We start from the raw sequence: 24,085 nt of genomic DNA, 5'->3' as shown, positions 1-24,085 counted from the left end.
GAAATCAGTTCACTATCTTCTTACACTTTCATTCTGGAAGCTTTATTCTATGCAGCTTCATATTAAATTGGTATTACTATGCCCAACAGGAATCAGGAATTGGGGTTTGGATAGAAGCGGCCCAACTGTTACCCAGTCCGATCGCCCTTTCCAAACTTCGGCAGAACTGGGGCCATCGCTGGCAACCGCCCCAGCAACTACAGCGGCTAAGCGATGAACAGCGAGCGCTACTGTGTTAAGTGCGATTTGATTGAAGTAAACAGACACTAGCTCGAATAAAAAAGAAGCCTCCGGGAATCTCCGGGGGCTTCTTTTTTGGAATGTGTCGCCGCTGCTGAAACGACAAACCTATTGTACCGATCGCCCAAACTCCAGAGCCGCTACACTGTGAGTAATTGGGGAACACCCGTTGCCAATTACCGATTATCGATTACCCTTCATTTTGAATCCCCGACTTTGTGCCGGGGTTTTTTTGTTGGGCGATCGGGTAAACCAAAAAACCCGGTATTAACCGGGTATCCATTCCTAATGTCTCTGGGATGTGTCGTCACAGGACTCTTCTATTCTCCCCGCTCTTCCTGCTGCATTTCAGCATAGTTTCGCATCTCTTCCCGCTCCTCTCCTTCGAGGTCGGTGATGTACTCAAAAGTGTGATTGCAGGCCGCACATCGGTAGTCGGTAAATTCCTCCAAGGTTTCGCGGTGGCTTACGGAAAGCACGGTCAGTTGGGTGCTGCCACAGTTCGGGCATTCAATCGGTTCATCATTCATTGCCGTCTCCCTCAATAATTTCTAAAATTTTCTCAACATCTGCGAGCGATGCTGTGGATTTCTTGCCCAAAGCTTTCCTTATTTTTTTAAGGGTGTCGGCTGCGTCGGGAAGTTCGATCGCGGGTGCGGGCTGCTGTTCTGGTTCTGCGGATGCTGGTTGCTGTTCCGGTTCTGGGACAGTCGATCGCACTTCACCTCGATCGGCTTCCACTGCTCTCAATTGCAATTCTGTGAGAGCCTCCACCTTGTCCCAATACTTCGCCTCAATATCTTTACGATCACTGCGCTCTACCTCTAATTGTTCCTTCAAGCTTTGTACTTTAATCCACAAGTCCCCGACCCGCTCATGAAACTTCAACAGTTCTCGGTCTTGCTCTTTTAGTTGTCGCGTCGTTGATCCCAATTCTTTTTTCTTAGCCTCTAATTCCAGCCTGAGCGATTCGTCTGGGGTGCGATCGGTCAGGCTGCGGACTCCCCCAGCAATTCAGCCCTTAGTTCTGCTTTTGCCTGTTCTGTCTTACGCTCAACAATCCCTGTAATACGTTCTTCTAGTTCACTGTCTGACAAAACGTTAGACGTAACTCGTCTTACGTTAGACGGTTGTTGACTATTTTCTGCGGGTGTCGGTAGGACGATCGAGCCATCATTTAGCGCCTCAATGCCCGCCCGCATAATGTCGAGCAACGTCTTAGAACGATCGCACCCGTGCTTAGTATTAGCCGCCGGATAACGCTCTTTCCCTAGATTGTCGATCGCCTCCAACACTTCATCTGGACAGCGAAAAGTTAACGATGTTGACGCCATTGTCTTACCTCGGTCATATATGTATGACGCTATTGTATAACATCAGTCGCTGTTTGTAGGACATATAAGCAAAAATATGTCATACGTTTGTTTGTCATACACCCTGCTGATGTTTAACAAATTAGTCTTACAAACGCTTGACAACCGTCTAACAGATTGCTACTATGTAAGACGTAAGGGTAAGACAAACCCAGACGCCACATTGCTACAACCACCACTACACAACACATAGGACGCCACAATGATTAACGTACTCGCCGCCAAATTCAACCAAGTTGACGCTTCGATCGCCGATACTCAGTCTCAAATCGCCACGCTCCAAACCAAACTAAGTGAGCTCCAAGACTACCGCCAACAATTGCTTTCAGTCGAGCAAGCTTGCGAATCGGCATTGAGCCAAGTCAATACAGCGTTGATGATGTTGCACCACGTTGACCCCAGCCAAATCAACACATTTAAGACAGCGGTTGACGCCCAATTTGGGGTAGTAGGGGTCGGCATTCTAGAATCAGCCACAGTCGCACCCGCTGAGCCGACTACGCCGGAGCCGATTGCCCCAACAGCACCGTCCGCACCGGCCGCGCGAGATGTTGAGCCAGCAATTGATGTCGAAGTCGAAGTCGCAGACGCCACAGTCACCGACGAGCCGATCGAGCCAGCAACTAAAGCCACACCCCCGGACATCGAGGGAATGCTCAACAAAATGACTATCCAGTCTATCCGCAAGTTAGCTGCGAGCAAAGGAGCCGACGGGAAAGGGACGCGGGCAAGCATCGCAGCGAGGTTAAAGAAAATCGTCACAGAGGCCGATATCTGGGACGCCACAGCCTAACCCAGAGTTACAACTAAGCCAAGTGTAAGACCGGGTGAGCTTATGGTCTTACACTTGGCTTACCTTTGTCTAACAATTTGTCTAACTACTCTTGACATACGTCTTACACACTGTCACAATGTAAGACGTAGAGGTAAGACAAGTTTACCCAAAAACAAAACCACCGCCCACCATTTTAAATGGCTTGAAAATAGATTAAGCATAAATAGTCTTAGGAATTTTGACATACCAGCCTGGAAAAACTTTATTGAAATTACGGAAAGAAGAAATTTGTTTGTTCATTGTGATGGCATTATTTCAAATCAATATATAAATGTATGTACAGAAAATGGAATTAATTTATCAAATTGTAAAGTTGGCGTTCAATTAGACGTTAGTGAAGAATACTTTAATAAAGCCTATTATTGTTTCTTTGAAGTAGGAGTGAAATTAGCTCATACTATATGGCGGAAGATAAAGCCTGAAGAACGAGAAATTGCAGATGTAACGCTAAATAATTTATGTCTTCAGCTTATTATTGAGGAAGAGTATAATCTGTCAAATATACTGTTAGATTTTGCAAGAAGTGAACCTATTATAAAAAAGTCTTCTCAACAGAGCAAGCTGTTACTACTATTAAATAAAGCACAATGCCTTAAATGGAGTGGAGATGCGAAGGAATACCGCAACCTTCTATTACAACAAGACTGGAGTGCTTGTTGCGATGAGTTTAAGTTAGCCAAATCTATTTTATTAGATGAGTATGATGAATCTTATAAACTGATGAAATTGATTGGAAATAACCCTGAAAAAATTTCAATGATTCACTATCGGGAGTGGCCAATCTTTAAAGAGTTTAGGAAAACAGAACAATTTCTCAAAGCATATCAAGAGATTTTTAATGAAACCTTTGACTTGAAACCAGCACCATCTTCATTTACTAATACTGAAAGTAATAACAAAAATTAATAATGCCCCTAGCAAACTACCCACCGCTTAGCTGAAAGTCTGCTCTCTACAGTTGCTGGCATTAAAGAGCGCGATCAAATAAAGCTTAACTTGTCCACCACGCTTTCGCAGTTCCAAGCCCTGGGCTGGGAAAGTAGAGTTTCCTAACGTAGTGGCGAGGGTTAGAAGCTTTAGGCGGGAAAATACTTCTATGCTCGCCTAGCATTAAATATCCGTTTATAGAATGGTTAGATAGGGGTTCAGCCATTTCTATAAACCGTTTGCCTCAATCTTATCCATTTATGGAAACGGTAATGAGTAACGAAGCTGTAGCAGTTCTAAGCCCAGACTCAGGATATGTGCTAAATTTGGCATGAGGCGAAGTTGGAACGAATTATAGATAGGGTTTGAGTAGCAATGGATACTGTTGGCGAAAGTATTACAAACAGACAAACAAAAGTGTTACAACTAAAAGCCGCAATTACAGATTGAAGGTTTGAGCCTGTCGTAATACGTGAAAATACAAATATGTATTACATTCGCCAACAGTATCAGCGGCTACACAGGGTGGTTAATCTAATAATGATTCGATTCACTACTATTAAAGTTAATTAAGGAAGTTGATGCAACAGCCTAGTAATTTGCCCACTCCTAAGAAAATTATTTATTTAGACTATTTGCGCCTATTCGCTTGTTTAGGAGTTTTTGCCTGCCACTTGTGGGTAGGAGGAATTTTACCTAATGCAAGCAATGTTACTAAAAACCTGAGCAATCTAGCTCATGAATGTCTAGGCATTAAAGGTGACTCTTTGTATCGATGTGGTTTTGACAGCCTCTTTCTGTTTCCTAGTAAGAGCGGGGATTACCTCTTATTTAACTTTTTTAACTTTGTATTTGGACTAGGTTATCAAGCAGTTCATCTTTTTTTCATTCTAAGCGGTTTCGGATTAACCCTCTCCGCACTTCTTGTGGAAAAGAAGACTGATCGCATCCGTTGGTTTGGTTTTATTAAGAAAAGATTCATCAGGTTATATCCATCATATTGGCTCATTTTAGCAATTTATCTTCTCTTAAACTTCTTTGAGTATCACAGCTTTCTAGGATTACTTAAAACCTATGTAAAAGGTGCTATATTTCTTGATGTTATTCCTGCAACTTGGTACATCCCTATTCTTTTGCAACTTTACTTACTCTTTCCATTCCTCTTCTATTTTCTTAAAAAACTATCTATAAAAAACTTTTTACTTCTTAGCCTACTGGTTAAAACAGGGAGCAGCGCAATTATTATCACGACCTCCTTACTGGCGTTTGATAAAATTTTAGGGTTTGGCTATGGAGGACTTGCCCCTGGAGGAATTGCTTTAACTAGATTATTTGAGTTTTGTTTTGGAATGGCAATCGCAAAACACTGGTTTACCCATGAACGTTCTGTTGATGCGTTTACCATATTTCAAAAACCTAAGGCAATCATCTTGGGAATTTTCCTAGAATGTTTAGGCATTTTTCTTTCTTTGAAGTACACTGCAATACGCTTTATAGATCATGATATCCCTGTCGGTCTCTTTATCTCTGATGCCTTTATAGGCATTGGAGTTTTTATTATTTCTCTAAACCTCGTATTTCTAGTTGATGGTTTGTTAAAGAGCAAGAGTAAGGCGTGGCTTGATTTAATCAGTAATGGAACTTACGAAGCATACCTAGTCCACAGCATAGTATTAAGCTATTTCCTAACTTTATTGATTAAGCCTTCACTGCAATTTTTAAGCTCCACCGCCAGCTATCTCATAGTGTGCCTTTTATATTTGATAATTCTTCTAATCTTTTCCTCCCTAACTTTGTCTCTAGGTTGTTGGCTATTTAACCTCAAATCATATCTAGTTCAAAAGTGGTCTTTGCTATTTAATTCCTAGTTGTTGTAGACCGCAATCATAATCGTTTGGAACCACAGTCAAGTTTTTTTGAGACCACATTAGACCTCTTGCGGAAGTGCGCGCGTTCTAGGAGGCAGCGAAAAGGTAATTTCCCACTTACTCCAAAATCTTGTTATAGGCGGGGATACTGTACTTTTCTGACCTAGAAATAGTACCATCACCAGAATTTCCGTTAGTAAAAACTGAAAAACCCGGACTACCACATAGGCTATCCGGGCTTTTCTCTTTAATTTAGTTTCCTCAAAAAATGAGGATGCCAGTAAGCTGTGTCGCTTTTTTTGGCAAGGAAAGTTTCTCACCAACTAATATCCCCTACAAAAAGAGATGCTAGTAAACTATGTCGCTTCTTTTGGCAAAGAGAGCTTTCATTTAATTAGTGTTCCCAATGAGTAGGAACCTCTCTATAATACCCCAGACAACACAAGAGGTCTAGAGGCTCTTTGCGAGACTACATTTTTCTCAGCCTAGGACGTGGAAGCATTGTGGTTACGTCAGGATATGCGATTAGGTTTGCTGGCAGGGTCGCACGATCGAAACGGTCAGAGCAGTTGCCACGGTCGCAGCGCTGGCACTTGAAGGGTAGGAGCGATGGCGGTCTAACTGTTTTGAGTCACACTTGTAAGTGCAAACCAGTCTGATTTTTAAAAAGTGAACCTGTCATAGGTAATTTGTAGCTGGTTCACTTGGTTCGAGTTCTAGGTTTTGGTAATGTGATTTCCACTGAGCTTAAGCTTTTTTAATTTAAACAGTTGTCGGAGCGCTTCTGGGATTTCGGTGATGTAATTGTGACTCAGGTCAAGTATTGTTAGATTGGACAATTGTCCCAGCGATTCTGGAATGTCGTTAATCTTATTATCACTGAGGTTAAGTATTGTCAGATTGGACAACTGTCCAAACGATTCTGGAATGTTGGTAATTTCGTTGCCACTGAGGTTAAGTATTGTCAGATTCGACAATTGTCCCAGCGATTCTGGAATGTCGGTAATTTCATTGTTCTGAAGGTCTAGTGTAGTTAAATTGGATAATTGCCCGAGCGATTCTGGGATGTAGGTCATTTCCCTATTGTCACTGAGGTCAAGTATCTTCAGATTGGACAATTGTCCAAGTGATTCTGGAATGTCGGTAATTTCGTTGCCCAGAAGGTAAAGCACTTCCAGGTTGTACAATTGCTCGATCGACTCTGGGATGTCGGTAATTTTATTGTATCCAAGGTAAAGGCATCTCAGGTTGGACAATTGTCCGATCGACTCTGGGATGTTGGTAATCTGATTTCCGCTGAGTTTGAGATTTGTTAAATGCGTACATTTGCCAATCTGTGGGGGCAATTCCTCCAAGCCGAGTCCCGACAAATCCAGTTCAGTCAATTTTTTCTCGACTGCTTGATCAATTTGCACCACTATTTCATCTAGCGTCATGCCCTTGCTCTCCACATAGTATTTAATTTATTGTGGCAATAAATTTAACCTACTGTTTTCCCTGCCTAGTAGTAGCACTTCCACGTCCTAGGCTGGGAAAAAAGCGTTTCCCCGCTTATAACAAGATTTTGGAGGGAGCTAGAAAATGGGGTTTTTCCCGCCTAGACTTCTAGCGGAATTTTTACGACTGGTCGCCATTGTCTTTTTCGTAGTCACAATTAAAAAATCGGCCATCGGAAAAATAGCCGCAACGCCGTCCGCAAGGACACCTAAAGCCGTGTGTCACGCGCTTGGTCCTGCTTGATGGTTATTGCTTTTACCAGTTTATATAAATGGTTTGCCCAAACCATTGACAACCATTTATGGAAATGGTTAGATAGAGATATTAACCATTTATATAAACGGTAATGGCTAACAAAGCACGGAACACATCAGGCAAGTTTGCACCAAAATCTAACACTCCCCGCAAGATTCGTTCTGTTAATCTCACGGATGAGGCTTGGCAGTGGTTGGCAAATGTAGCGGCAAAATCTGGAGTTAGTCGCAACGATTATTTAGAGGCAATGGCAGAGGGTGGTATTCCATTTATGGGAACGGTAAGCTCTGAATCTTCACCGTTTATGGAGACGGTAGAAACTGAGATAAAAGTGGATAGTGCAAACACACCACAACAACCAGATAGCGAGATTTCACCGCTTATAGAAATGGTAGAAGTTGCATCCGAGTCACACAAACAAGAGGAAGACGCCAGGGCTGAATATAATGCTTTGCTAGAATCCAGTACCCACATCACCAATAAACTCAGAGAAGAGGTGACAAAATTGCGATCGCAACTTGAAACAGAATGCGGCGATCGGGAGGAAATTGAAGCGCAACTCTTCGAGCTAAAGCAAAATTCTGCTCCGGCCGCCACACTTTCGGAGAAATTAACACCTGACGCGGCAATGATGTTGAGTAAGCTTCGAGCCAAGCGGAAAAAATCTAAGGCGGAATTAGCAGATGTTGAGGCGCTGCTGGAAATGCTCGACGAAAGCTGAAGAGACAAAACTTTACGAGTTATTGATGGAGGGGAGAATGCTTAAAAGAAGGAAATCGGCTAAACGAGTGCTACAATTGAAAGCAAAAGATTGCCACGAAACTCGGAAATACACAGCAGCAAAGGCTGAGTATAAACGCTTAATAGACTATTGATGAGAACGTGGGCTGGGGGGGAGCAGCCGGGCTATGGCCCGCCCCCCCCAGCCGCGCTCGGCACCGGGTCTGGTGATACCCGGTATAACAACTAAAAAAGCATCACTTATGATATAGTGTGCAATTTCAGAATTGAGGCTGTGTAAGTAGAAGCATCAAAATGTGTTCACTCCAGCGTTAGAATTCAACGTAAGGCATAAACAGCGCCAAGCAAGGAAACCGCAAAGTCAATATTCTCTCTTTGACCTAAAGCAGATTCCACCTTGGTGTGCTTAAATTTTTTACAACCACCTATACACGCCAAAAACCGCCACGTCTTCACCTGAAAAATGCGTCGTGGCGGCTTTCGGACATCAACTCGCTTAGGAGCGAGCACAAATCTATGTCATATTGTACTGCGATCGACGCTTCCATTTCCAGCACTGGCACGAATCTCTCCCTCTGTCCAGAGCCTAAACAGCTTTACATTCAAATTAAAGATGACGTTGCAGACCAAATTATCGAGCATGGTCTGAGCAAGGTTGAGTCAAAACTTTTCTTCTACTTCCTTAAACTTGACCGATTTGGCGACAGACCTGCCAAAGTCAAAGTTGCTGAGATTTTACTTGCGACTGGAGTTAGCAAAAGTGTCTATTATACTGCGGTCGCCAAATTTGAAAGGATGGGTTGGTTTAGCTTCACACACGCAGACGTTGAAATTAGCAATTTTTGTACGCCGACAAGAAAGTCCGAAAAATCGGACTCTCACTCCGAAAAATCGGACTCTCACTCCGAAAAATCGGACTCTCACTCCGAAAAATCGGACTCTAAAAAGCTGAAAGTCTTGCCAGGAAAGGGTTCTAAAACGTCTCAAACTATTCAGACTTACTCAAACTTACTTCAGACTCTCTCAGAAGAACAGAGAGAGAGTTTTGAAAAGTTTTGTTTGAAGAAAATTGAAGAGTGTTCATTCAAGATAGCTAGCAAAAAGGCTTGGCTTAATAAACATGGAATTGAGTATTGGGCGGAATTCAAAGAGATGTACTCGGAGGCTTTGGCTAATCCAGAAGCCATTGCCCCAAAAGTCGAGCCTTCTACATTGGTAGATATTCGTTTCTTGAAAATAATGTATCCAAATAGTTGGGAAGACGCAGCCAAGCATCATGGATTAATTGACCCGAATTCTCCGGCGGTAGAAATTAATAAGGATGTTTCTAAGCTTGAACCGCGTGACACAGTGGATTGGTAGATAACTAACGGTCAAAGATAGGTTTACATAGATATTTGAGGCAACTGGTAGCAATTTAGGTCATGGCTCAGGATACAGCTATATCCTGATGAAGAAGCTGTCGCGCTTCTGATCGATGGGGTTGGTATTGGTAACAGCGCTTAGAAATACCTAACCTCACCCTGCAATCCCATATACCTCACCCTGTAACCTGCACCCCTTGGGTTGTACTCGGAGGCGATCGCCTTTTTTGACCTCACCTCCCAACATAAAAATAGTTTTTTCAGCTATTACCGTACATAGGTTTCAGCGCTTTGTATCAAAATCTGATACAAAATAAAAACTGGCTTTTAGCGCCCAAAAGACCACTGCCATCCGTTTATAAAAATGGTAAGGAGAAATCATCATGCCCTTTGTCACTCAAAAAAATTTAAAGTTCAAAGCTTGGTTACAAGAAGAAACCGAGGCGACAATTATCGGCAGTGGGTTGGCAACCCAAGGTCAACTGCGGAAATTGATAGAAGGGCAGAGCTTTATTGACTCCAACGGACAGCGCTGGTGGAAGTACCGCAATGAACACATAGTCTTCTCTCCTTTATGGCCTGGACACCGTAAGAAAGAATGGTTGTATTATTCCCACCCACTGCCAGAAGAGGAACCTCAACCTAAACCTACTGATGCTGTACTAGGTGGTAAAAACGCAAAACCGCGACCTTATGACGCAGTGCTAGGGGGAAACCCTTAGATTAAAGGTATTCTGCCGTTTATGAAAACGGCAAGTATCCATTTATGGAAATGGTATTAACTTCACAGTGACTAATGGTGTCTTACAACTGTGTCTTACATAAGACCCCAACATTCTAACAACTTCCATCCCAATAGTTAGAATGTTGGGGCTGATGCAAGGTGCTCTAATGACTGTCATTCCGTTCCCCAGCCGTGACCATCGACTTCTGAAAGTTAGAGAGTCTGTTTCGCCACCCCCAAAAACTAGCTCCAACAGTAGGACATACTTGGAAGTTCGCGATCGGGAGTATTTGTTTGAGGATGAGGTGGAGGCGATGATTAAGGCGGCTCGGAAAGGGCGCTGGGGACATCGGGACTCTACGCTAATTCTGATGGGCTATCGGCACGGGCTGCGGATATCGGAGCTGGTAAACTTGCGCTGGCAGCAGATTAATCTCAAGACTGCTCACATCCACGTTAGGCGGCTCAAGGGTTCGCGGCCGAGTGTTCACCCGCTGGCTGGGGAAGAGATGCGATCGCTCAGGCAGTTGCAGCGAGATTTTCCCGACTCGCCCTACCTGTTTGTTTCGGAGCGGGGCGGCCCAATGACTCCAGACGCGGCTAGGAAAATGATTAAGAAGGCGGGAGAAGGAGCCCAGCTTCAATTCCCGGTGCATCCGCATATGCTCCGGCACGGCTGCGGGTACTATTTGGCGGCTAAAGGGATAGACACTAGGGCGATTCAAGATTATCTGGGACACGCTAACATCCACCACACAGTCCGCTACACCCAGCTAGCACCGCATCGGTTTGATGGGTTTTGGGACGACTGACAGTTACATAATCGATTAGGTAACTATTAGGCAACCAGTCGTTACCTAGCAGTTACCTATAAATTTATTGCAGGCGACTTAATGAAGTTGTAGCGGTTTTAAAAGCTGTGTCAGCTTAAGTTCATATCCTGATTTATAACTTGAAAGCGTTACGGGTAGGTATTGTATTTTTGGCGTTGCTGATTCACGGTATGAATCAACTTTTATCCGAAGTTACAAAACTCACCCTCAAGCAGGCTTATAGCAATTGGGAAATCTGAATTCCTACTTGTATTCAGCAACGCCTATTATTAACTATTTCCTTAGTTAATAATATACTCGTACCTGTCAAGGGGTAAAGCCGAGATACGGGCAAAATAGGACACGATGTAAAGTTTTGTAAGGAAACTGGGCGACAACACCCCTGAAACTTTGGTAAATGGCGAGCGTATCCAGAATAACCAAACCAGGAGAAAGAGATCGCAACTCTGCCTCGCCCCTACCAAAAACGCATAGCGATGCGTTTTTGCTTACCTACTTACCTACGGCTTAACTTGCTAGAATGGTAGAGAGTTTTACTATAAAGTGAGGAATGATGATAAGTAGTAATTTTCAACAATAATAAATAGATTTATTACTCGAATTGAAAGTTTAAGATTTAGCTTTCAGTTAATTGCGAATATAATTGAACTAAACAAGAAAAATGCAGACCAAGAATTTATTGGTTTTACATCGCCATTTTTGAGCCAAGAACAAACTGAAACAGAACTAAAAATTTCTCTGCAAATGCCTTATGAGAAATTAGTAGATTTTCAGGTATTAGGTAAAAAAGCACTCCAATATAGCATAGCTTCCCCAGTTATAAAAAGAAATTTTATTATTTCTTTGGTAAGTGAATTTGATATTTATTTAAGTTTACTTATTAGAACAATGTTTTGTGTTAAACCAGAAACTATTCATGCTTCAGATAAGCAACTTAGCTTTAAACAGCTACTAAAATTTGATATTATCAAGACCGCAATCATGAGCCAAACTGACTTTTCCATCACCGCCCTCGAAGCTTCTCTCGATGCCAAAATTGAGAGATATTTCGATACTGTAGACACTGACCCCGACGTGCTCAAACAATTACTTGCCGACAAGCGCTCCGAAAATACCCGCCGCGCCTATGAGCGGGACGTGAATGATTTTTTAGTAACTATGACGGGGACGGCGGCTGTCCCTGATAATGTTTTGGAATTCCTGCACCTGGAAGAACGTCAGGCCGTGGCCGTGGTGTTGAAATACAAAGCCAAACTGATCGACAAAGGACTTAAGGAAGCGACTGTTAATCGGCGACTGGCGGCGGTCAAAAGTCTGGTGGAAATGGGCCGCAAGCTCGGTGCGTGTCACTATACGCTAGGGGATATTAAGGGAGAGAAAGTTACCAGCTACCGGGATACGACTGGGGTTGACCGACCAACTTTTGAGCGAATTTTGCAGCAGTGCGACCGGGCAACTTTGTCTGGCAAGCGTGATTATGCTTTGCTTCGGCTGTTGTGGGGCAATGCTTTGAGACGAAATGAGATTAGTCAGTTGAACATTCGCGACTTTGACCCCGCCGGTAAGACTTTGCGGATTTTTGGCAAGGGACGCGGGACGCAAGCTGAGACGATCGATTTGGGTTCTGCGACTGTTCAGGCGATCGCCGACTGGCTCGAAGCTAGGGGCGGCAATTCCTCTCAAGATGCCCCACTGTTTACGGCTCTCGATTTTGCTAATACAGGTCATCGGCTGACAGGCGACGGGCTCCGCAGGATTATTGTCCGGCACAGCGAAAGTGCTGGCATCAGCAAACAGATGTCTCCTCACCGCATCAGGCACAGCGCCATTACGGCGGCGCTGGATGCAACAGACGGGGATGTGCGGAAAGTTCAGAAACTCAGCAGGCACAAGAATCTAAACACCTTGATGGTGTATGACGATAATCGTGGCCGCGACCAGCGAGACGTTACTGAGTTGCTTGATGAGATGTTTTGAGGGGCGATCAACAAAGGGGCTAGCAAGCTGCTCACCCCTAGAGCAGTCCAAGCAGTTCGATCGACGGTTGCCAAAGTGTGGCTTTAAATCAGGATACGGGCGTTTTCTGAGAGAACTAGACTGCTTTTACCAAAGCCAGTCACTTGAAAGTCGGTCACAAATCAGTACGTTCTCAGTCTCGATCTCAGTCAGAGGCACCTTTTAATCGATTTATAGAGACGAGACTTCCCCTGCGAACTCTCGCTCGGAGTAAGAAGCAGTCAATCAGCACCTCAGAACTAACACAAATGTTTTTGATCTGAGGGACGCTTTAACTCAGTTGAAACACAAAATTACAAGTAATTAGGAGAAATAAGCAATGCCGACGCCAAAAAGTAAGAGGACTATTGTGCTGCAGAGCAGTAACCATGACTCTGAGTCCGACTCTACGACAGAAGAAATTTCGCTGGGGGCGAGTTCAGTTGTCGGCGAAACTAGCAGAACTATTACGGTCACAAATACCAGTGACTCCGGGCCCGGCTCTTTGAGAAATGCCGTTGTTCCTTCACAGGATGAACCAAATGAGTATTTTAATGGGAGTAACGGCATCCTCACCGTGGCAGCGAACACTTTTTCCGAGACAGGCGAGAAACAAGATATCCCAATTGGGGATTACGCCGAGGCTAATCTTTACGCTGCAATTAACACTGGCAATGGCAACGACACTGGGAGTGAGGTGGGCAACGATATCCTAATTGGGGATTACTCCGAGGTTAACTCTTCTACGATAATTGACACTGGCAATGGCAACGACTCCCTAATTGGAGCGTACTCCGAGCTTCATCCTATTTCTGAAATTATTATCCTCCCTCCTCCTAAGCCATCTTTCCAATTCAACGGATTCCCCGGACTCTCGATCGCGATTCAGCGGAGTCAAGAGGTAGAGCTTGAATTTAGTGGGGCCAATTCAAGCAATGGGGCCTGGGCTCTCGGTAGCACTTTTGAGCTAAGCAGTGGGGTACCTTTTTTCTCTCAAACAGGAACAAGTGCTGGGATTTATATGCCGGTCGGCGCAGAACATGTGGATACGTGGGGGAATTCTGACGGGTGACAACGCGGCTGAAACCTTTATGGGCAAAGCGTTAAGGCTCCTGAACCTTCAAAAAGATATCAGCGATTATTCCTGGGCTTATTGACAATTATGATAGTAGCGATCGCCACCACTCCTTATTCTCCGTTATCTACCCCCGAAAAAGTCACGATCGCACGCACATATCTTTTTTGAGGCAGATCAACTCGAACCCTTGTCTAATATGTCTTTCAACTTGCTTGTCACCCCGTCAGGGGGGAATTCGTAGTCGTTATAAGGATTTAATTCTGCAATTAATACAGTCAATGCACCCCCTGAGAGACTGTATTAATTGCGATCGGCCCTAGCCCCGGACTTGGGTACGCTCGATCGCCCCTGCAATCTTTTTCACAGCTTCTGCATCTACTGATTCATCCCCCCCAGCCTTCCGGGCCAGCAGCGCCAAAACGACGCGCAAGCCGATCATCTCGAAAAGAAGCCTAATAGCATCGGGTATCCTTCTGTTGGCCGCCAAATCCCATAGCGCGGTAGCCGCCTTTGTCCAGTGCTTTTTTTCAACGCGATTTAGGGCTTTTTTCTTGCTTTTCCTACCCATCTTTTATCAGCCCATAAAACGGTAATTCTGGCGTAGCTCATCCTCTGTGATTGGCTCTGGAATTATGTTCCGGCGAGTTTCCTTAATCTTTATGTGTTTCATAAAGCCGCTGGGCTTAGATAATATCTCGAACTCTTTTCCCGATTTTTTGTTCTGGATTTTCAGCCCTGGTACAATCTCTATATTTTGCTGGGCGTAAATTTCAGCCGTGGCGCTATCTTGCCGATCGCTCGGAATCGCAATAATAAGGAATTCTTGCCCGCCGGCCCACACGCTACTGGCCATCAAATTTTGCCCGCGCACATTTACAAATTCAGAATTGCTCATCTTTTTAAGTGCAATATTTTACCTTTAATTGTACCACAAAAAAGCGCTAAAACCTATACTGTGTAAAGGTTTCTGCCGTTTTGCTGGGATATCAAAAAAATATCCTTAAATTTCCTTAAATATCCGACGACGGTACGGCGGGCGATAGGGGGGCATTACTTAATTAAAGTAAAGGCCCACTGAAGTTTTTCTTAAGTTTTCTTAAATAAGCTCGATCGCCTCATCGATGGCTGGGGCAAAGTCGCGGGCAAGGGGCGAGCGGGTGCAGGGTGAGGTTTGCCAGTCGCAGGCCTCACCCTGATATTGCAGAATTTGCGATTGGAGATTTTAGCCGATGGCTTCCAATTCCTCCGGCTTCAGTCTGGTTGTGTATCCAGAGCCGTCCGGCTTGAGGCAAGAAATCTCGAAACATTCATCCATACTAGAAACCCTTAGCACTACACCCTGATATTGCTCAGAGAATCGAGTGCCAACATATTTGACCTTCGTACCCTTGATAAAGCCAGCCTTAGCCAAAAGTTTAAAGTTGTTGTTCTCGCTGGTAGCTAAGCAGTTTTTAACCGCATCCCTCAATTCTGTTTTTGTCTTGCCCGCAAGTGCATTCCAAATCTTGATGGCAAGCGAGCGGTCAAGAGTTGCGATCGCCTTCCTGATTTGTTCTGCAAATTCTTGAGCCGCCGCCACTTCAGGTGATGGGGGGGTGGCGGGGGTTGGCGGGGATTGTGATGGATTTTCAGCCGTCTGTGACGGGTTTGTGACGGCTGGAACCTTTACGGGTGCTGGATGTGATGGATTTGATGGATTTTTGCCACTATCCGCCGGAGAAGATTGATTTTTTTGCGCCTCTGGTGGATTTTTTATTTCAGAATTTTCCGTGTCATTTGAATTTTGAGAAAATCCAGCATATCCGTCAAATCCGACATCTGTAAGGCTTTCACCCGTCACAGACCCGTCACAATCCGTCACAAATCCATCACAGAATGGTTTTTTAGTGACGGGGCAAGGATACAGTTCACCCGATGGATCTAGCTGACAGCGAAGCCCTACACCATAAAGATAACTGCCTTCCCGATCGCGCCCTTCGGTGATCGCAACCTTCATCTGATTCTTGAGCAAGTCCCGCAGGTTGAGAGAAAATCGTTTCATGCTGACACTGTTTTTGTGTCCGTTGTCCTGCTGATATTTGCAGAAATTGGCGTACAGCCAGCGACCTGCTTGGTCAATATCTCCCAACCCTATGTAACCTTTGGCGTCGGAGTTGATAATGGCTTTCTCTTCCAACCATCCGGCGATCGGATTAGTTTCGCAAAGTTGCTTCCACTTGACCGCCGCCAATGCTGGCACTTCCCGGTCGGTATGTTTGATAAGTCGGGTTATTTCTTCGGGCGGGATGTCAAGGACGCGCTTTAAAAGTCCTGGTAGGAAAGGTTTGAATTCTTCAATTAAGTCCCGGTCGGCATATTCCGGCACTTTGATGTCGAGTTCGATCGTCAATTTGCGTCGCTCTTGGCCGCTGGTCAAATCCCGGCTTTCTGGCGCTTCATTGGCGGACAGTATCACCATCCCCTTAAAGATGAAGTCTTTACACTGCTGCACTCCCTTGCGTTCGTAGCGTATGGGGTCTTGACCTGTTAGCTGCTTGAGTACCGATACTTCACCTTGCCACCGCTCGGAGTCGGGAAACAGCGCTAAACTTTTGCCGTAAAATTTAGCCGTCTCAAATTGGTTGTTTTCAAGGTGCTTGAGTTGGCTTGATACGGTATTGTCATCGCCCATCAGCGCCCGTGCCAGTGCCATAAATGTAGATTTACCCGTACCGCCGCCACCTTTGAGTTCTAAATATCGCTGTAAGTTCGATCGGCGGGTAACGACTGCTGCGAGAAATGCCAGCAGCACATCTGCGATATCTTGGCTGCCTGTAATTTTGAGCAAGAATTCTTCAATCGGTTCGCAGGCGACAGAGCGGTCAGCCCATTTAAAAGGTGATTGCCAAGTAAACCGATAACCGGGCGCGTGCGGTTTCAATTCTTTAGTTTTTTGATTGAGGACGCCATCCCGCAGAGGAATTAAGCCCTCTTGCTCGTTCCAGTTGGTAACTTCTAAATCAGATTGCAGGATAGTTGTGATCGAGCTGACATAGCCGGCATTGAATCCCGGTAAATCTTTGGAGCGCAAGTGGGCGTGGATTAAACCTTTAACAGTTTCATTCGTTTCGACATCCCACAAGCCATCATGCTTTGCGCCGTAGTGCCGCCAGAGTTGGTATTCTGACTCCCACGCCAATTTATCCCGGTAGCTTTCGGCTAACTCTTCAGCAACGGCACTGGGCGGCGGTAGCTCTTTCTTTTTCTTCTTTTCGCCCTCAGTTGCGATCGGCTCTCTCATTTGAGCCTCCAGACTCTTGAGCCACTGGGGATAAGGTTGGGCTTCGCTCATGATTTTTTTTACCATCTCCGGGCCGTGTTTTACTAGCACGTCGTCAATTTTTAAGCCTAGCTCCTTATCCCACATCGAAACCAAAACGTTACAGCCTTGTTCTCCCAGCGCTTTGACAAGCTTTTTAACCTCAAGTCTTACTTCTTTTTTGGTTAGCACGTCCATGTCAAACCGGATGCGAATTGTACGCCCCGGAACCGCAACCGCCGCTAGGTTCGGCACAAGCTCACCCTTTATCTGCCACATGGCTACACCGCAAAGCGCTAGGGAAGGGAGTCCACAAGTCATCCCCGCCCCTGACTTCTTAGTCCCTTCGTCAAGGTCAACAATGATAGACACGTTATCTAGAACCCGTTGCCAATAATCTTTATCTGGGTGCGGTAATGCGATCGCATCGTAGGGATGCCCCTTGTCAGATAAGTATTTTGTGGGTTTCTCTTTTTCTGGAAATTGGATGGCTATATCAGGTTTGTATTGACCGAACTCTTGAGGCTGCATTGTGGTTAGGTCAAGCCCAGAGACAAACCAGCCTAAAGAAAAAGTGGTTGGGTATTTCTTCCAGCCAATTTTTTTGGCAACTACCGATCTGTTATCCAAGCTGCTCAAGCAGAGATTTGTTATCCCTGGACTAACACCTGAATCCTCAACCCATTCTTTTAGATGTTTGGGTTGAATTCGAGAATGATGACAGGCTAATGATTTACTCTCTGCGATGTGGGCTTGATGCTCCGGCGTAGATTGCGCGGTATCGGTCTGTGGGAGGGATTGATCAGAAGTGGCTATTAGTTCAGCACCCTGATCGCTCTCGGCTACATCGAAGCCGAGAGGCTCTGGTGCGAACTTATCTAAACTTGTCGAATCTTGACTAAATCCGTCTGGATTTGATATATTAGTAGGCATGGCGGGCAATTCTCCGTAGGTTTTTGACCCGCTGCACTATGTTAGAGAGGCTAAGCTTTGTTGGTCATCTATTCCAGATGTCAACGGTTTGCGTTATGATGGAACTACTATTTTAATTTTGTTTTGCTGTGCCTCTCTTAAAGGTGCAGCGATTTTTTTTTGTCTTAAAGTGTGGAAATAACGGCTACAAGGCTTACACGGCAATAGGTTCGGCATCATTGAGATGCTTTTCTAAGTGCTTAGTGTAAGTTTTTACGGCTTGCTTCGTAAATTTTGAAGCTGATAAATCGAGCTTCTCAGCCTTGCTGATTATTGATTCATATTCAGCTTCGGTGAGATACATTGTTATCCTTTTTACATTCAAATCTACTTGCATTATTTCTCCCTCTCTCCATCTATCAATAATCTACAGTAAGTCGCGTTCATATTGCAAGTTTTGCTGTAATTTTGACCAGTGGCACTACATATAGTGCTTCGACCTGAAATTAGCGAACTCTTTGCTGCCTCGATCGAACAGCCTTCTGCACCCTTCCCTAAAAAATTAGCTACCCGCGTAGATAAACGATGATATACATCAGCCGATCGCCTATTGATTTTTTAGAGATATGGTGTATTTTTACAGCTCTATAATCTACAAAAAATACCAGAGAATTGGAGCGAGAAACCAATAGGCATCGGTGGTTTACCACTTTATTTAAAGTAGTATTTTTACTCCCACAGATAACCGCAAACGATCTATTTAATAGGTAGTCGATCGCCCACAACTCCCCGCACCCCAGCCCGCAGATCGCCACAGTCGCCACAGTCGGCACGGGCGATCGGCTCATCATCCCTTGTCTGCACTTTTGCCGCGCTTGGCTTTGGTTGTCAACATGGGGGCGGGTTCATGTTCCTCTAGCCACTTCATAATCAATTCCCCTAGTACCTCGCCCATATCTTGACCCCGTAAGGCACACGCCGCTTTGAAACGTGCTCTCACGGACTCAGGGACGCGCCCTCGGATAAATACGGGTCTTTCGGTTTCAATTTCAGTCACAAACGAACTCTCACGACTTTTTTCTTTATTGTCGCATTGCTATCTATCCTTTTATTCGAGATTGTCATTGTGTCATTCTGTCATTGTGCTATAGTAACACTTATAGACGCAACAAAGCCAACTCGGAGCATAAAACGGCTAGCCGTACATCCCCGCGAGGTTGCCCCGAAAGTAACTCTAAAAGCGACTCAAACCCATACGCCACGAGGCAAAACCGAACCATGCAAACTGAATACAGACAAACCACGCTTGGCTCAATCCAGCCACATCACGCCGTAGTGCGTCCCGTGCTGGCTGTTGACCCCGGTAACAGATTTGTGAAGTGGATCGACGGTCAATCTGTCCGCTGCATCCCTTCCTATGTGAAGGAGTTGGCGGACTGGGAAGAGGGCGGAAGCGACGGTCAGAGCTACGAAATCGGGTTCGATGGCCGTCGCTTCTTGGTCGGCAGACTGGCACAACTAATGGGCGGGCTGCCAGCATTCGAGGGCGGTAAGGCTGACTTAGCTCATCTGCTAGTCCTTCCCGCGCTTGCCTCAGATAGTCCCCAACGGATCGAAAAGTTGGTCATCCCAACTCCCGACAGTCGCAACCAGGGGACGATCGCCAAACTCAAAGAACTTGAAACGACGATCGAATTCTCTGTCAATGGCCACGACTGCCTAACCACAGTTCGATCGGTGGTGGCGGTTGACGAATGCCGGGGCGCTTATGATTTGGCACTGGGTCGGCAGATGTTCAGGTATCCCCAAAACCCCAACGGCATTTTAGACATCGGCGGCGGAACTGCGATCGCCCGACTGTTCGCACCGGGCGGTGCATTGCTCCGGGACGCTGACATAGTGCTACCGGGAACCTCGCACCTCGCTCAACGTTTAGCTGCTGCCATCCTTCCTAAAGTCGGCACGACTGCCGATGCCGGGATGCTCATGGATGCGATCGCCTCCGGCAACCTTACCTATGGCAACACTGAAATTGATTTCAGCCGCGAATTCGTAGCCGTCCGGGATTCTTGGACAGCCGATATCAGGGCAAAGCTCAAAGCAAACTGGGCGAAATACTTGCCTTCGCTTGGAGAGTTGATCGTCATCGGTGGTTCTGCCAGTTTATTGCAGCCAATGTGTGAAGCCAGCAAAGGTCGGTTCAAAGTCGCACCTCGGCCTCAATTTTTCAATCTTTACGGACTTAACAAGGAGAGTAACTAAATGGCACAGACCCGCGCTGTAATGCCTAGTAAATTCGTACCGCTGGCAGATGAACTACTCGCCGCCACCGGAGCCAGCGACTACAGCACACTGATCGGCATCTTGCTTTCCCGGTACGGCAAGCACCTTTTAAATACTTGGGAGATTGCCAATTGCCCGCAGGCCGCGCCGCTCAATCCCCAGCCGATCGCGCAAACCTCGATCGCACCCGAAACCTTTACACCGATGGAGTTTTAGCCCGTGCTTGATTTTTTCAGAAGATTACAGAATGAAATTATCCCTGAGATTGTTTTCGGGGAGCGTGACGAAGTAATCCCCATGAATGATGTTACCGACTTGCACCTCCACACAACACCTAAAAGATCCCATGGATGGGTTGAGGGCGAACGCGGAAAACTACTCGGAACTGTTTATGAGGATGGAGAGCGTGAGGAGGCTCGACAACAGTGCATTGAGCAAGCGCAAGAATTAATTAATCTGAGGGGCAAAAAATGATTACTGATGATGACCTGACTCCGATCGACCTTTCTGATTTTTGGGATGACGACGAAAGCGACGCGGTAGTTGAACCGGATTACATCGATCGCCAAATCGCCCGTATCCCGCAGTATGGCGACGATTCCCGGTGGCGTTTAGCAAGCTATCTCGATATGTTCGCTGATCTGAACCCGAACGGCTCTCTGTCCCCTGAACAGCGCGAAGCTGTAGACAACTTTGTACTTGGCTACCAGTACCAAAAATCAAGTCAGCCGACCTCTCGTGCAAAGTAACTCGGCTGACCGTAAATCCTCCCCTAGCTTGCGCTGGGGGACTCATCTAGGAGCATTGTAATGCAATTTCGAGTAGCTCAAACATCAGGAGCGGGTCATGTAGCCCGCGAATTCGGATATCACTCTGGCACCCTCACACCGGAGATGGTGCATGAAGCAGCCCGCCAAGCAAAAGTGCTTGACCTTCAAAAACAGTTGCGGACTGCCTACAATCGCCACGATGCCAAAATCAGAGCCAACAAGGTTGAACTAGAGCGCTTGACTCTTGAGGCAATCGAGAACGGACTGACCGATAAAGCACAGATTGATAAGTACGTCTCAAAAGCAATTGTTGCTGGTGCGAAACATGACCAGCACATCGTTAATTTAAGCCAGCAATTGCAGCACGAATTAGGTCTGGTAAAAGTGCAAGGTGCATCAACCCAGACTCTACAAAATGCAGATTTTCGCCAGCGTTTATTGCTCATCAAAGCCAACCACACAGCCAAGGGTCAGATTCAGGTTAATGGCTTTCAGCAAAGCTTAAAAGCAATTCAGGCATCCCCGCAGCAGGCGATCGCCATGCAGCAAAAGCGGGCGAACTTCAACAACTACATCAACGCGAAAGACTTTGACCCCATCCCCGCAGTAACAAGCAATTCCGGCGGGAAGCCTGCGAACCCAGGGGGCAACTCTAAAGGCTTTTTAGACGGTCTATTCGGCTTCTTCACTGGCAGAAACTAGCACACACTCGCAGCGGGTCTAAATGGCCCGCTATTTTTTTATGTACTCAGAATTTGATGCTTCCGAATTTGATTATCTCGCCTCACCAACTCCCCAACAGTTCGAGCAAGAAAACACCGCCCAAGCACCCGCAGTTACCAACATCGAGCGCTTCTGGAACCTGACCGGAAACTGGGGAGAATTCGGCAGCTACTTCGGTGCGGGTTTGTCTGCATCCCTTATCGTGCGGGCAATTCCGGCATTAATTCCTAGCGCTGTGATACTCATTCCTGCTGTCGGCTTAGGGCTGGCAGTGTACAGTTTCTCATCTGAAGGCGCGGCAAAACTTCGATCGCAACTAATCCTAATTGCGGTCGGAACTGCCTTACTCGCTGCTAATTGGGATGCGTGGCTTGCTTGGGTTACAGCTAACAGTCAATTGTTACTTTTTACCGCTGCTTTACTAATCATCTGCGGTTCGTTCGTTGTTACTCAAGTTTGGAGCAAATTACACAATGCTAGCTAATAAAAATCAAGCAATTGTCTCGACACTGTTAGGGCTGGGAATTGCAGGCTTCGCGGGTGCAGCTTCCCTCCCCTTCAATGACCAAATCGAGTATCGAATCGGCAACAGAATAGAGTCTCGCCCCGCGTGGCTCGTGCCTGCTAAAGCCGAATTTAAAGGCATCCAGCGCGGTTATGGTGGTGTCAAAATTCTGCTTTCTCTATTAGCTACTGGTGGCATGGTGGTAGTGATGCTGATTGCCCGCGAAGAAGGGGAACAGGAGCCCATTAGACAGCGGATTAAACAGTATCAGAATAAGGCTTATGAGTTCGGGTTTGCCGCCGAATCTGCCTACTCAATGGCTCAATCTCAGATGAAGTATAAGAAGCTTCTAGAAGCGGATGAGGTAGCCTTTGAGGGGGAGATTGAGCAAGCGTACTGTGAGAGCTTGGGCATCAGCCCAAATAGCCAGCAACCTCTGCTGACTGGCACGGCGACGCTGGAATCCATCAGCAATCCAGGAGACAAAGTGGATTCAGTAGCAACTACACCCGAACTGCCAGAACAAACAGACGGGCCCAAGATTCCCAAGCTCATCTGGTATCCAGCCGTGCTTGTTTACGGTGCACCGGGTTGTGGCAAAACTTACTTCGGTGAACAGGAAGTAGGGAAGCGTCTTGCAGCAGGGCATCGCGTAATCGTACTTGACCCTCATGCTGCCTATGGCGCTTGGCAAGGGTGCGAGGTCATCGGCGGCGGGATGGACTATGCGGGGATTGACAAAAAGCTTGCCTGGTTTGCGGATGAAGTAGCCAAGCGGTACAAGATTGTGCAAACTACGCCTAGTCCCAAGTTTCAGCCTTTAACATTCGTTTGTGATGAGTTCACTCGGTGGGGTACAAAATGCCCCAATTCTACAGATTTCTTTGAGCAATTAGTCACAGATATCCGCAAGGTTGAGATGTTCGGGCTAATCATCAGCCACACGCGGACTCTGGCAGGATTAGCCAACGCCAAAAGGTTCGCATCTTTGCGGGATGAAGCTTTGTTAGAGGTGGAAATTTTAGGGAATAAGGATGAAGAAACAGGCAGGGCTACACCCCGTTTTGAGGCAAAAATTAAGCTGCCGGGACAGCCTTTATCCGATCGCACATTGGTCAAGTTAACAAAGCATCCAACGCTGAACAAATCCGAACTAACCTCGCAGATTAACGCAGCAGAATCTACTACTGATTACCTCAACCGCGTTTTTAAGCTGGAGTTCGACTTGGGCAAACCTGAAACCGAACCCGAAACCGTTTCGGACGAGTTTCAAAACGTGAAACAACCGCGCGATAACGAGTCCAGCGATTCTGACGCTGTTTATTTCACAGCACTGAAACTTGACCGAGCAAGGGCGATCGAGCTAATCCTGAAGCTGAAAAATGAAATGAAACACACGCAGACAGAGATTATCTGGATGCTGTGGAACGCTCGACCGGGCAAAACTAAAGCCTACGAAACGGCTGTTTCCGAGTACAAGGAATTGCTGGCAGAAGGGGAAGAAGGCAATGCAAATTAACTTAACCCACACTTACCTAATCTCAGTACACCCGCGCTGGGCTTCTTCCTTCTTCCTCAGCCACAATCCCAAGACGATCGAACTCAGAAAAGGAAGTTTTGGAACTTGCCTAAAACCGGGCGATAATATTGCAATTTATGCCACCTTGCCGACTGCTGAACTGCTAGGAATTGTCCGGATTCTGAAGCGCCAATCATTGACTGTTGATCGACTGTGGCAGGCGTCGCAACAAGGCAAACTGGCAAAGGTATCACGCCCACAATTCAATGCTTATACCAATTTTACATGAAGTTGCATAGAATAAAGATACTGTTTAGAGGTGATAAGTTATGGCACGTCAACTGA

The 24,085-nt window shown here is 46.0% G+C and carries 26 protein-coding genes and 1 pseudogene; 18 read left to right on the top strand and 9 right to left on the bottom strand.

Annotated features, from left to right (window positions below; genetic code table 11):
• Positions 1-239, top strand: a pseudogene (locus tag QUA62_RS26840) (hypothetical protein); the annotation flags it as partial.
• 321 nt (positions 240-560) lie between these two features.
• On the opposite strand, the gene QUA62_RS26835 reads toward QUA62_RS26840, so the two are convergent.
• Genes QUA62_RS26835 through QUA62_RS26825 form a run of 3 tightly spaced genes read right to left on the bottom strand, consistent with a single transcriptional unit; the run spans position 561 to position 1,574 of the window.
• On the bottom strand, positions 561-770 hold the full coding sequence (locus QUA62_RS26835; protein WP_333407872.1) for an ECs_2282 family putative zinc-binding protein: 210 nt from the start codon (positions 768-770) through the stop codon (positions 561-563).
• Positions 763-1,173 (bottom strand): hypothetical protein, encoded by a 411-nt coding sequence (locus QUA62_RS26830; protein ID WP_333407870.1) that lies wholly within the window; start codon positions 1,171-1,173, stop codon positions 763-765. The genes QUA62_RS26835 and QUA62_RS26830 overlap by 8 nt, the downstream gene beginning before the upstream one ends.
• A 56-nt stretch (positions 1,174-1,229) precedes the next feature.
• Positions 1,230-1,574: a hypothetical protein gene (locus QUA62_RS26825; RefSeq protein WP_333407868.1), complete on the bottom strand. Its 345-nt coding sequence runs from the start codon at positions 1,572-1,574 to the stop codon at positions 1,230-1,232.
• A gap of 241 nt (positions 1,575-1,815) precedes the next feature.
• Between QUA62_RS26825 and QUA62_RS26820 the strand changes: the two genes are divergently transcribed.
• The 3 genes from QUA62_RS26820 to QUA62_RS26810 all read left to right on the top strand — a co-directional run bounded on the left by QUA62_RS26820 (position 1,816) and on the right by QUA62_RS26810 (position 5,243).
• Positions 1,816-2,406, top strand: a complete 591-nt coding sequence (locus tag QUA62_RS26820) for a hypothetical protein (protein WP_333407866.1) — start codon at positions 1,816-1,818, stop codon at positions 2,404-2,406.
• Positions 2,407-2,448: 42 nt separating this feature from the next.
• On the top strand, positions 2,449-3,354 hold the full coding sequence (locus QUA62_RS26815) for a hypothetical protein (RefSeq protein WP_333407864.1): 906 nt from the start codon (positions 2,449-2,451) through the stop codon (positions 3,352-3,354).
• Positions 3,355-3,956: 602 nt separating this feature from the next.
• Positions 3,957-5,243 carry an acyltransferase gene (locus QUA62_RS26810; RefSeq protein WP_333407862.1) on the top strand — a complete coding sequence of 429 codons (1,287 nt, stop codon included), beginning with the start codon at positions 3,957-3,959 and terminating at the stop codon, positions 5,241-5,243.
• Between the two features lie 716 nt (positions 5,244-5,959).
• Here the strand turns inward: QUA62_RS26810 and QUA62_RS26805 are convergent.
• The gene (locus tag QUA62_RS26805) at positions 5,960-6,679 is read right to left on the bottom strand and encodes a leucine-rich repeat domain-containing protein (protein WP_333407860.1); all 720 of its coding nucleotides are present in this window, start codon (positions 6,677-6,679) and stop codon (positions 5,960-5,962) included.
• Positions 6,680-7,086: 407 nt separating this feature from the next.
• On the opposite strand from QUA62_RS26805, the gene QUA62_RS26800 reads away from it, so the two are divergent.
• From QUA62_RS26800 to QUA62_RS26775, 6 genes are all read left to right on the top strand, one after another.
• Entirely contained in the window at positions 7,087-7,716 is a 630-nt protein-coding gene (locus QUA62_RS26800; RefSeq protein WP_333407858.1) for a hypothetical protein, read from the top strand.
• A 536-nt stretch (positions 7,717-8,252) separates the two neighbouring features.
• A complete protein-coding gene (locus QUA62_RS26795; protein WP_333407856.1) occupies positions 8,253-9,098 on the top strand; it encodes a hypothetical protein in 846 nt (281 codons plus the stop codon).
• Between the two features lie 385 nt (positions 9,099-9,483).
• Positions 9,484-9,822 carry a hypothetical protein gene (locus tag QUA62_RS26790; RefSeq protein ID WP_333407854.1) on the top strand — a complete coding sequence of 113 codons (339 nt, stop codon included), beginning with the start codon at positions 9,484-9,486 and terminating at the stop codon, positions 9,820-9,822.
• 169 nt (positions 9,823-9,991) lie between these two features.
• Positions 9,992-10,636 (top strand): tyrosine-type recombinase/integrase, encoded by a 645-nt coding sequence (locus QUA62_RS26785; RefSeq protein WP_333407852.1) that lies wholly within the window; start codon positions 9,992-9,994, stop codon positions 10,634-10,636.
• A 1,002-nt stretch (positions 10,637-11,638) separates the two neighbouring features.
• On the top strand, positions 11,639-12,634 hold the full coding sequence (locus tag QUA62_RS26780; protein ID WP_333407850.1) for a tyrosine-type recombinase/integrase: 996 nt from the start codon (positions 11,639-11,641) through the stop codon (positions 12,632-12,634).
• 388 nt (positions 12,635-13,022) lie between these two features.
• A complete protein-coding gene (locus QUA62_RS26775) occupies positions 13,023-13,724 on the top strand; it encodes a hypothetical protein (RefSeq protein ID WP_333407848.1) in 702 nt (233 codons plus the stop codon).
• A 322-nt stretch (positions 13,725-14,046) separates the two neighbouring features.
• Here the strand turns inward: QUA62_RS26775 and QUA62_RS26770 are convergent, their stop codons facing one another.
• From QUA62_RS26770 to QUA62_RS26750, 5 genes are all read right to left on the bottom strand, one after another.
• On the bottom strand, positions 14,047-14,298 hold the full coding sequence (locus tag QUA62_RS26770; protein WP_333407846.1) for a hypothetical protein: 252 nt from the start codon (positions 14,296-14,298) through the stop codon (positions 14,047-14,049).
• 6 nt (positions 14,299-14,304) lie between these two features.
• Positions 14,305-14,625 carry a hypothetical protein gene (locus tag QUA62_RS26765; protein WP_333407845.1) on the bottom strand — a complete coding sequence of 107 codons (321 nt, stop codon included), beginning with the start codon at positions 14,623-14,625 and terminating at the stop codon, positions 14,305-14,307.
• A gap of 327 nt (positions 14,626-14,952) precedes the next feature.
• A complete protein-coding gene (locus QUA62_RS26760) occupies positions 14,953-17,961 on the bottom strand; it encodes a DUF3854 domain-containing protein (protein ID WP_333407843.1) in 3,009 nt (1,002 codons plus the stop codon).
• Positions 17,962-18,154: 193 nt separating this feature from the next.
• Positions 18,155-18,337: a hypothetical protein gene (locus QUA62_RS26755; protein WP_333407841.1), complete on the bottom strand. Its 183-nt coding sequence runs from the start codon at positions 18,335-18,337 to the stop codon at positions 18,155-18,157.
• A 450-nt stretch (positions 18,338-18,787) separates the two neighbouring features.
• Positions 18,788-18,997: a plasmid partition protein ParG gene (locus QUA62_RS26750; protein ID WP_333407839.1), complete on the bottom strand. Its 210-nt coding sequence runs from the start codon at positions 18,995-18,997 to the stop codon at positions 18,788-18,790.
• Positions 18,998-19,218: 221 nt separating this feature from the next.
• Between QUA62_RS26750 and QUA62_RS26745 the strand changes: the two genes are divergently transcribed.
• The 8 genes from QUA62_RS26745 to QUA62_RS26710 all read left to right on the top strand — a co-directional run bounded on the left by QUA62_RS26745 (position 19,219) and on the right by QUA62_RS26710 (position 24,029).
• On the top strand, positions 19,219-20,202 hold the full coding sequence (locus tag QUA62_RS26745; RefSeq protein ID WP_333407837.1) for a ParM/StbA family protein: 984 nt from the start codon (positions 19,219-19,221) through the stop codon (positions 20,200-20,202).
• On the top strand, positions 20,203-20,439 hold the full coding sequence (locus QUA62_RS26740) for a hypothetical protein (protein WP_333407835.1): 237 nt from the start codon (positions 20,203-20,205) through the stop codon (positions 20,437-20,439).
• A gap of 81 nt (positions 20,440-20,520) precedes the next feature.
• Positions 20,521-20,697: a hypothetical protein gene (locus tag QUA62_RS26735; protein ID WP_333407833.1), complete on the top strand. Its 177-nt coding sequence runs from the start codon at positions 20,521-20,523 to the stop codon at positions 20,695-20,697.
• The gene (locus QUA62_RS26730; protein WP_333407831.1) at positions 20,694-20,972 is read left to right on the top strand and encodes a hypothetical protein; all 279 of its coding nucleotides are present in this window, start codon (positions 20,694-20,696) and stop codon (positions 20,970-20,972) included. The genes QUA62_RS26735 and QUA62_RS26730 overlap by 4 nt, the downstream gene beginning before the upstream one ends.
• A gap of 60 nt (positions 20,973-21,032) precedes the next feature.
• Entirely contained in the window at positions 21,033-21,695 is a 663-nt protein-coding gene (locus QUA62_RS26725; protein ID WP_333407829.1) for a hypothetical protein, read from the top strand.
• A 40-nt stretch (positions 21,696-21,735) separates the two neighbouring features.
• Positions 21,736-22,200, top strand: a complete 465-nt coding sequence (locus QUA62_RS26720; protein WP_333407827.1) for a hypothetical protein — start codon at positions 21,736-21,738, stop codon at positions 22,198-22,200.
• Entirely contained in the window at positions 22,190-23,740 is a 1,551-nt protein-coding gene (locus tag QUA62_RS26715) for a hypothetical protein (RefSeq protein ID WP_333407825.1), read from the top strand. The genes QUA62_RS26720 and QUA62_RS26715 overlap by 11 nt, the downstream gene beginning before the upstream one ends.
• A complete protein-coding gene (locus QUA62_RS26710; protein ID WP_333407823.1) occupies positions 23,730-24,029 on the top strand; it encodes a hypothetical protein in 300 nt (99 codons plus the stop codon). Before QUA62_RS26715 ends, QUA62_RS26710 begins: the two co-directional genes overlap by 11 nt.
• Positions 24,030-24,085 lie beyond the last annotated feature (56 nt).

The sequence above is a fragment of the Microcoleus sp. MON1_C1 genome (assembly GCF_036701945.1).
GTDB lineage: Bacteria > Cyanobacteriota > Cyanobacteriia > Cyanobacteriales > Microcoleaceae > Microcoleus.
Note: the sequence above shows the minus strand (reverse complement) of the source record. Positions and strands in the feature narration are given on the sequence as shown.

Bases quoted from the DNA above. Each gene is read 5' to 3' on its own strand.
- QUA62_RS26835 (WP_333407872.1), bottom strand. From the start codon at position 770: ATGAATGATGAACCGATTGAATGCCCGAACTGTGGCAGCACCCAACTG.
- QUA62_RS26825 (WP_333407868.1), bottom strand. From the start codon at position 1,574: ATGGCGTCAACATCGTTAACTTTTCGCTGTCCAGATGAAGTGTTGGAG.
- QUA62_RS26820 (WP_333407866.1), top strand. From the start codon at position 1,816: ATGATTAACGTACTCGCCGCCAAATTCAACCAAGTTGACGCTTCGATC.
- QUA62_RS26815 (WP_333407864.1), top strand. From the start codon at position 2,449: ATGGTCTTACACTTGGCTTACCTTTGTCTAACAATTTGTCTAACTACT.
- QUA62_RS26810 (WP_333407862.1), top strand. From the start codon at position 3,957: ATGCAACAGCCTAGTAATTTGCCCACTCCTAAGAAAATTATTTATTTA.
- QUA62_RS26805 (WP_333407860.1), bottom strand. From the start codon at position 6,679: ATGACGCTAGATGAAATAGTGGTGCAAATTGATCAAGCAGTCGAGAAA.
- QUA62_RS26800 (WP_333407858.1), top strand. From the start codon at position 7,087: ATGGCTAACAAAGCACGGAACACATCAGGCAAGTTTGCACCAAAATCT.
- QUA62_RS26795 (WP_333407856.1), top strand. From the start codon at position 8,253: ATGTCATATTGTACTGCGATCGACGCTTCCATTTCCAGCACTGGCACG.
- QUA62_RS26790 (WP_333407854.1), top strand. From the start codon at position 9,484: ATGCCCTTTGTCACTCAAAAAAATTTAAAGTTCAAAGCTTGGTTACAA.
- QUA62_RS26785 (WP_333407852.1), top strand. From the start codon at position 9,992: ATGACTGTCATTCCGTTCCCCAGCCGTGACCATCGACTTCTGAAAGTT.
- QUA62_RS26780 (WP_333407850.1), top strand. From the start codon at position 11,639: ATGAGCCAAACTGACTTTTCCATCACCGCCCTCGAAGCTTCTCTCGAT.
- QUA62_RS26770 (WP_333407846.1), bottom strand. From the start codon at position 14,298: ATGGGTAGGAAAAGCAAGAAAAAAGCCCTAAATCGCGTTGAAAAAAAG.
- QUA62_RS26765 (WP_333407845.1), bottom strand. From the start codon at position 14,625: ATGAGCAATTCTGAATTTGTAAATGTGCGCGGGCAAAATTTGATGGCC.
- QUA62_RS26760 (WP_333407843.1), bottom strand. From the start codon at position 17,961: ATGCCTACTAATATATCAAATCCAGACGGATTTAGTCAAGATTCGACA.
- QUA62_RS26755 (WP_333407841.1), bottom strand. From the start codon at position 18,337: ATGCAAGTAGATTTGAATGTAAAAAGGATAACAATGTATCTCACCGAA.
- QUA62_RS26745 (WP_333407837.1), top strand. From the start codon at position 19,219: ATGCAAACTGAATACAGACAAACCACGCTTGGCTCAATCCAGCCACAT.
- QUA62_RS26740 (WP_333407835.1), top strand. From the start codon at position 20,203: ATGGCACAGACCCGCGCTGTAATGCCTAGTAAATTCGTACCGCTGGCA.
- QUA62_RS26735 (WP_333407833.1), top strand. From the start codon at position 20,521: ATGAATGATGTTACCGACTTGCACCTCCACACAACACCTAAAAGATCC.
- QUA62_RS26730 (WP_333407831.1), top strand. From the start codon at position 20,694: ATGATTACTGATGATGACCTGACTCCGATCGACCTTTCTGATTTTTGG.
- QUA62_RS26725 (WP_333407829.1), top strand. From the start codon at position 21,033: ATGCAATTTCGAGTAGCTCAAACATCAGGAGCGGGTCATGTAGCCCGC.
- QUA62_RS26720 (WP_333407827.1), top strand. From the start codon at position 21,736: ATGTACTCAGAATTTGATGCTTCCGAATTTGATTATCTCGCCTCACCA.
- QUA62_RS26715 (WP_333407825.1), top strand. From the start codon at position 22,190: ATGCTAGCTAATAAAAATCAAGCAATTGTCTCGACACTGTTAGGGCTG.
- QUA62_RS26710 (WP_333407823.1), top strand. From the start codon at position 23,730: ATGCAAATTAACTTAACCCACACTTACCTAATCTCAGTACACCCGCGC.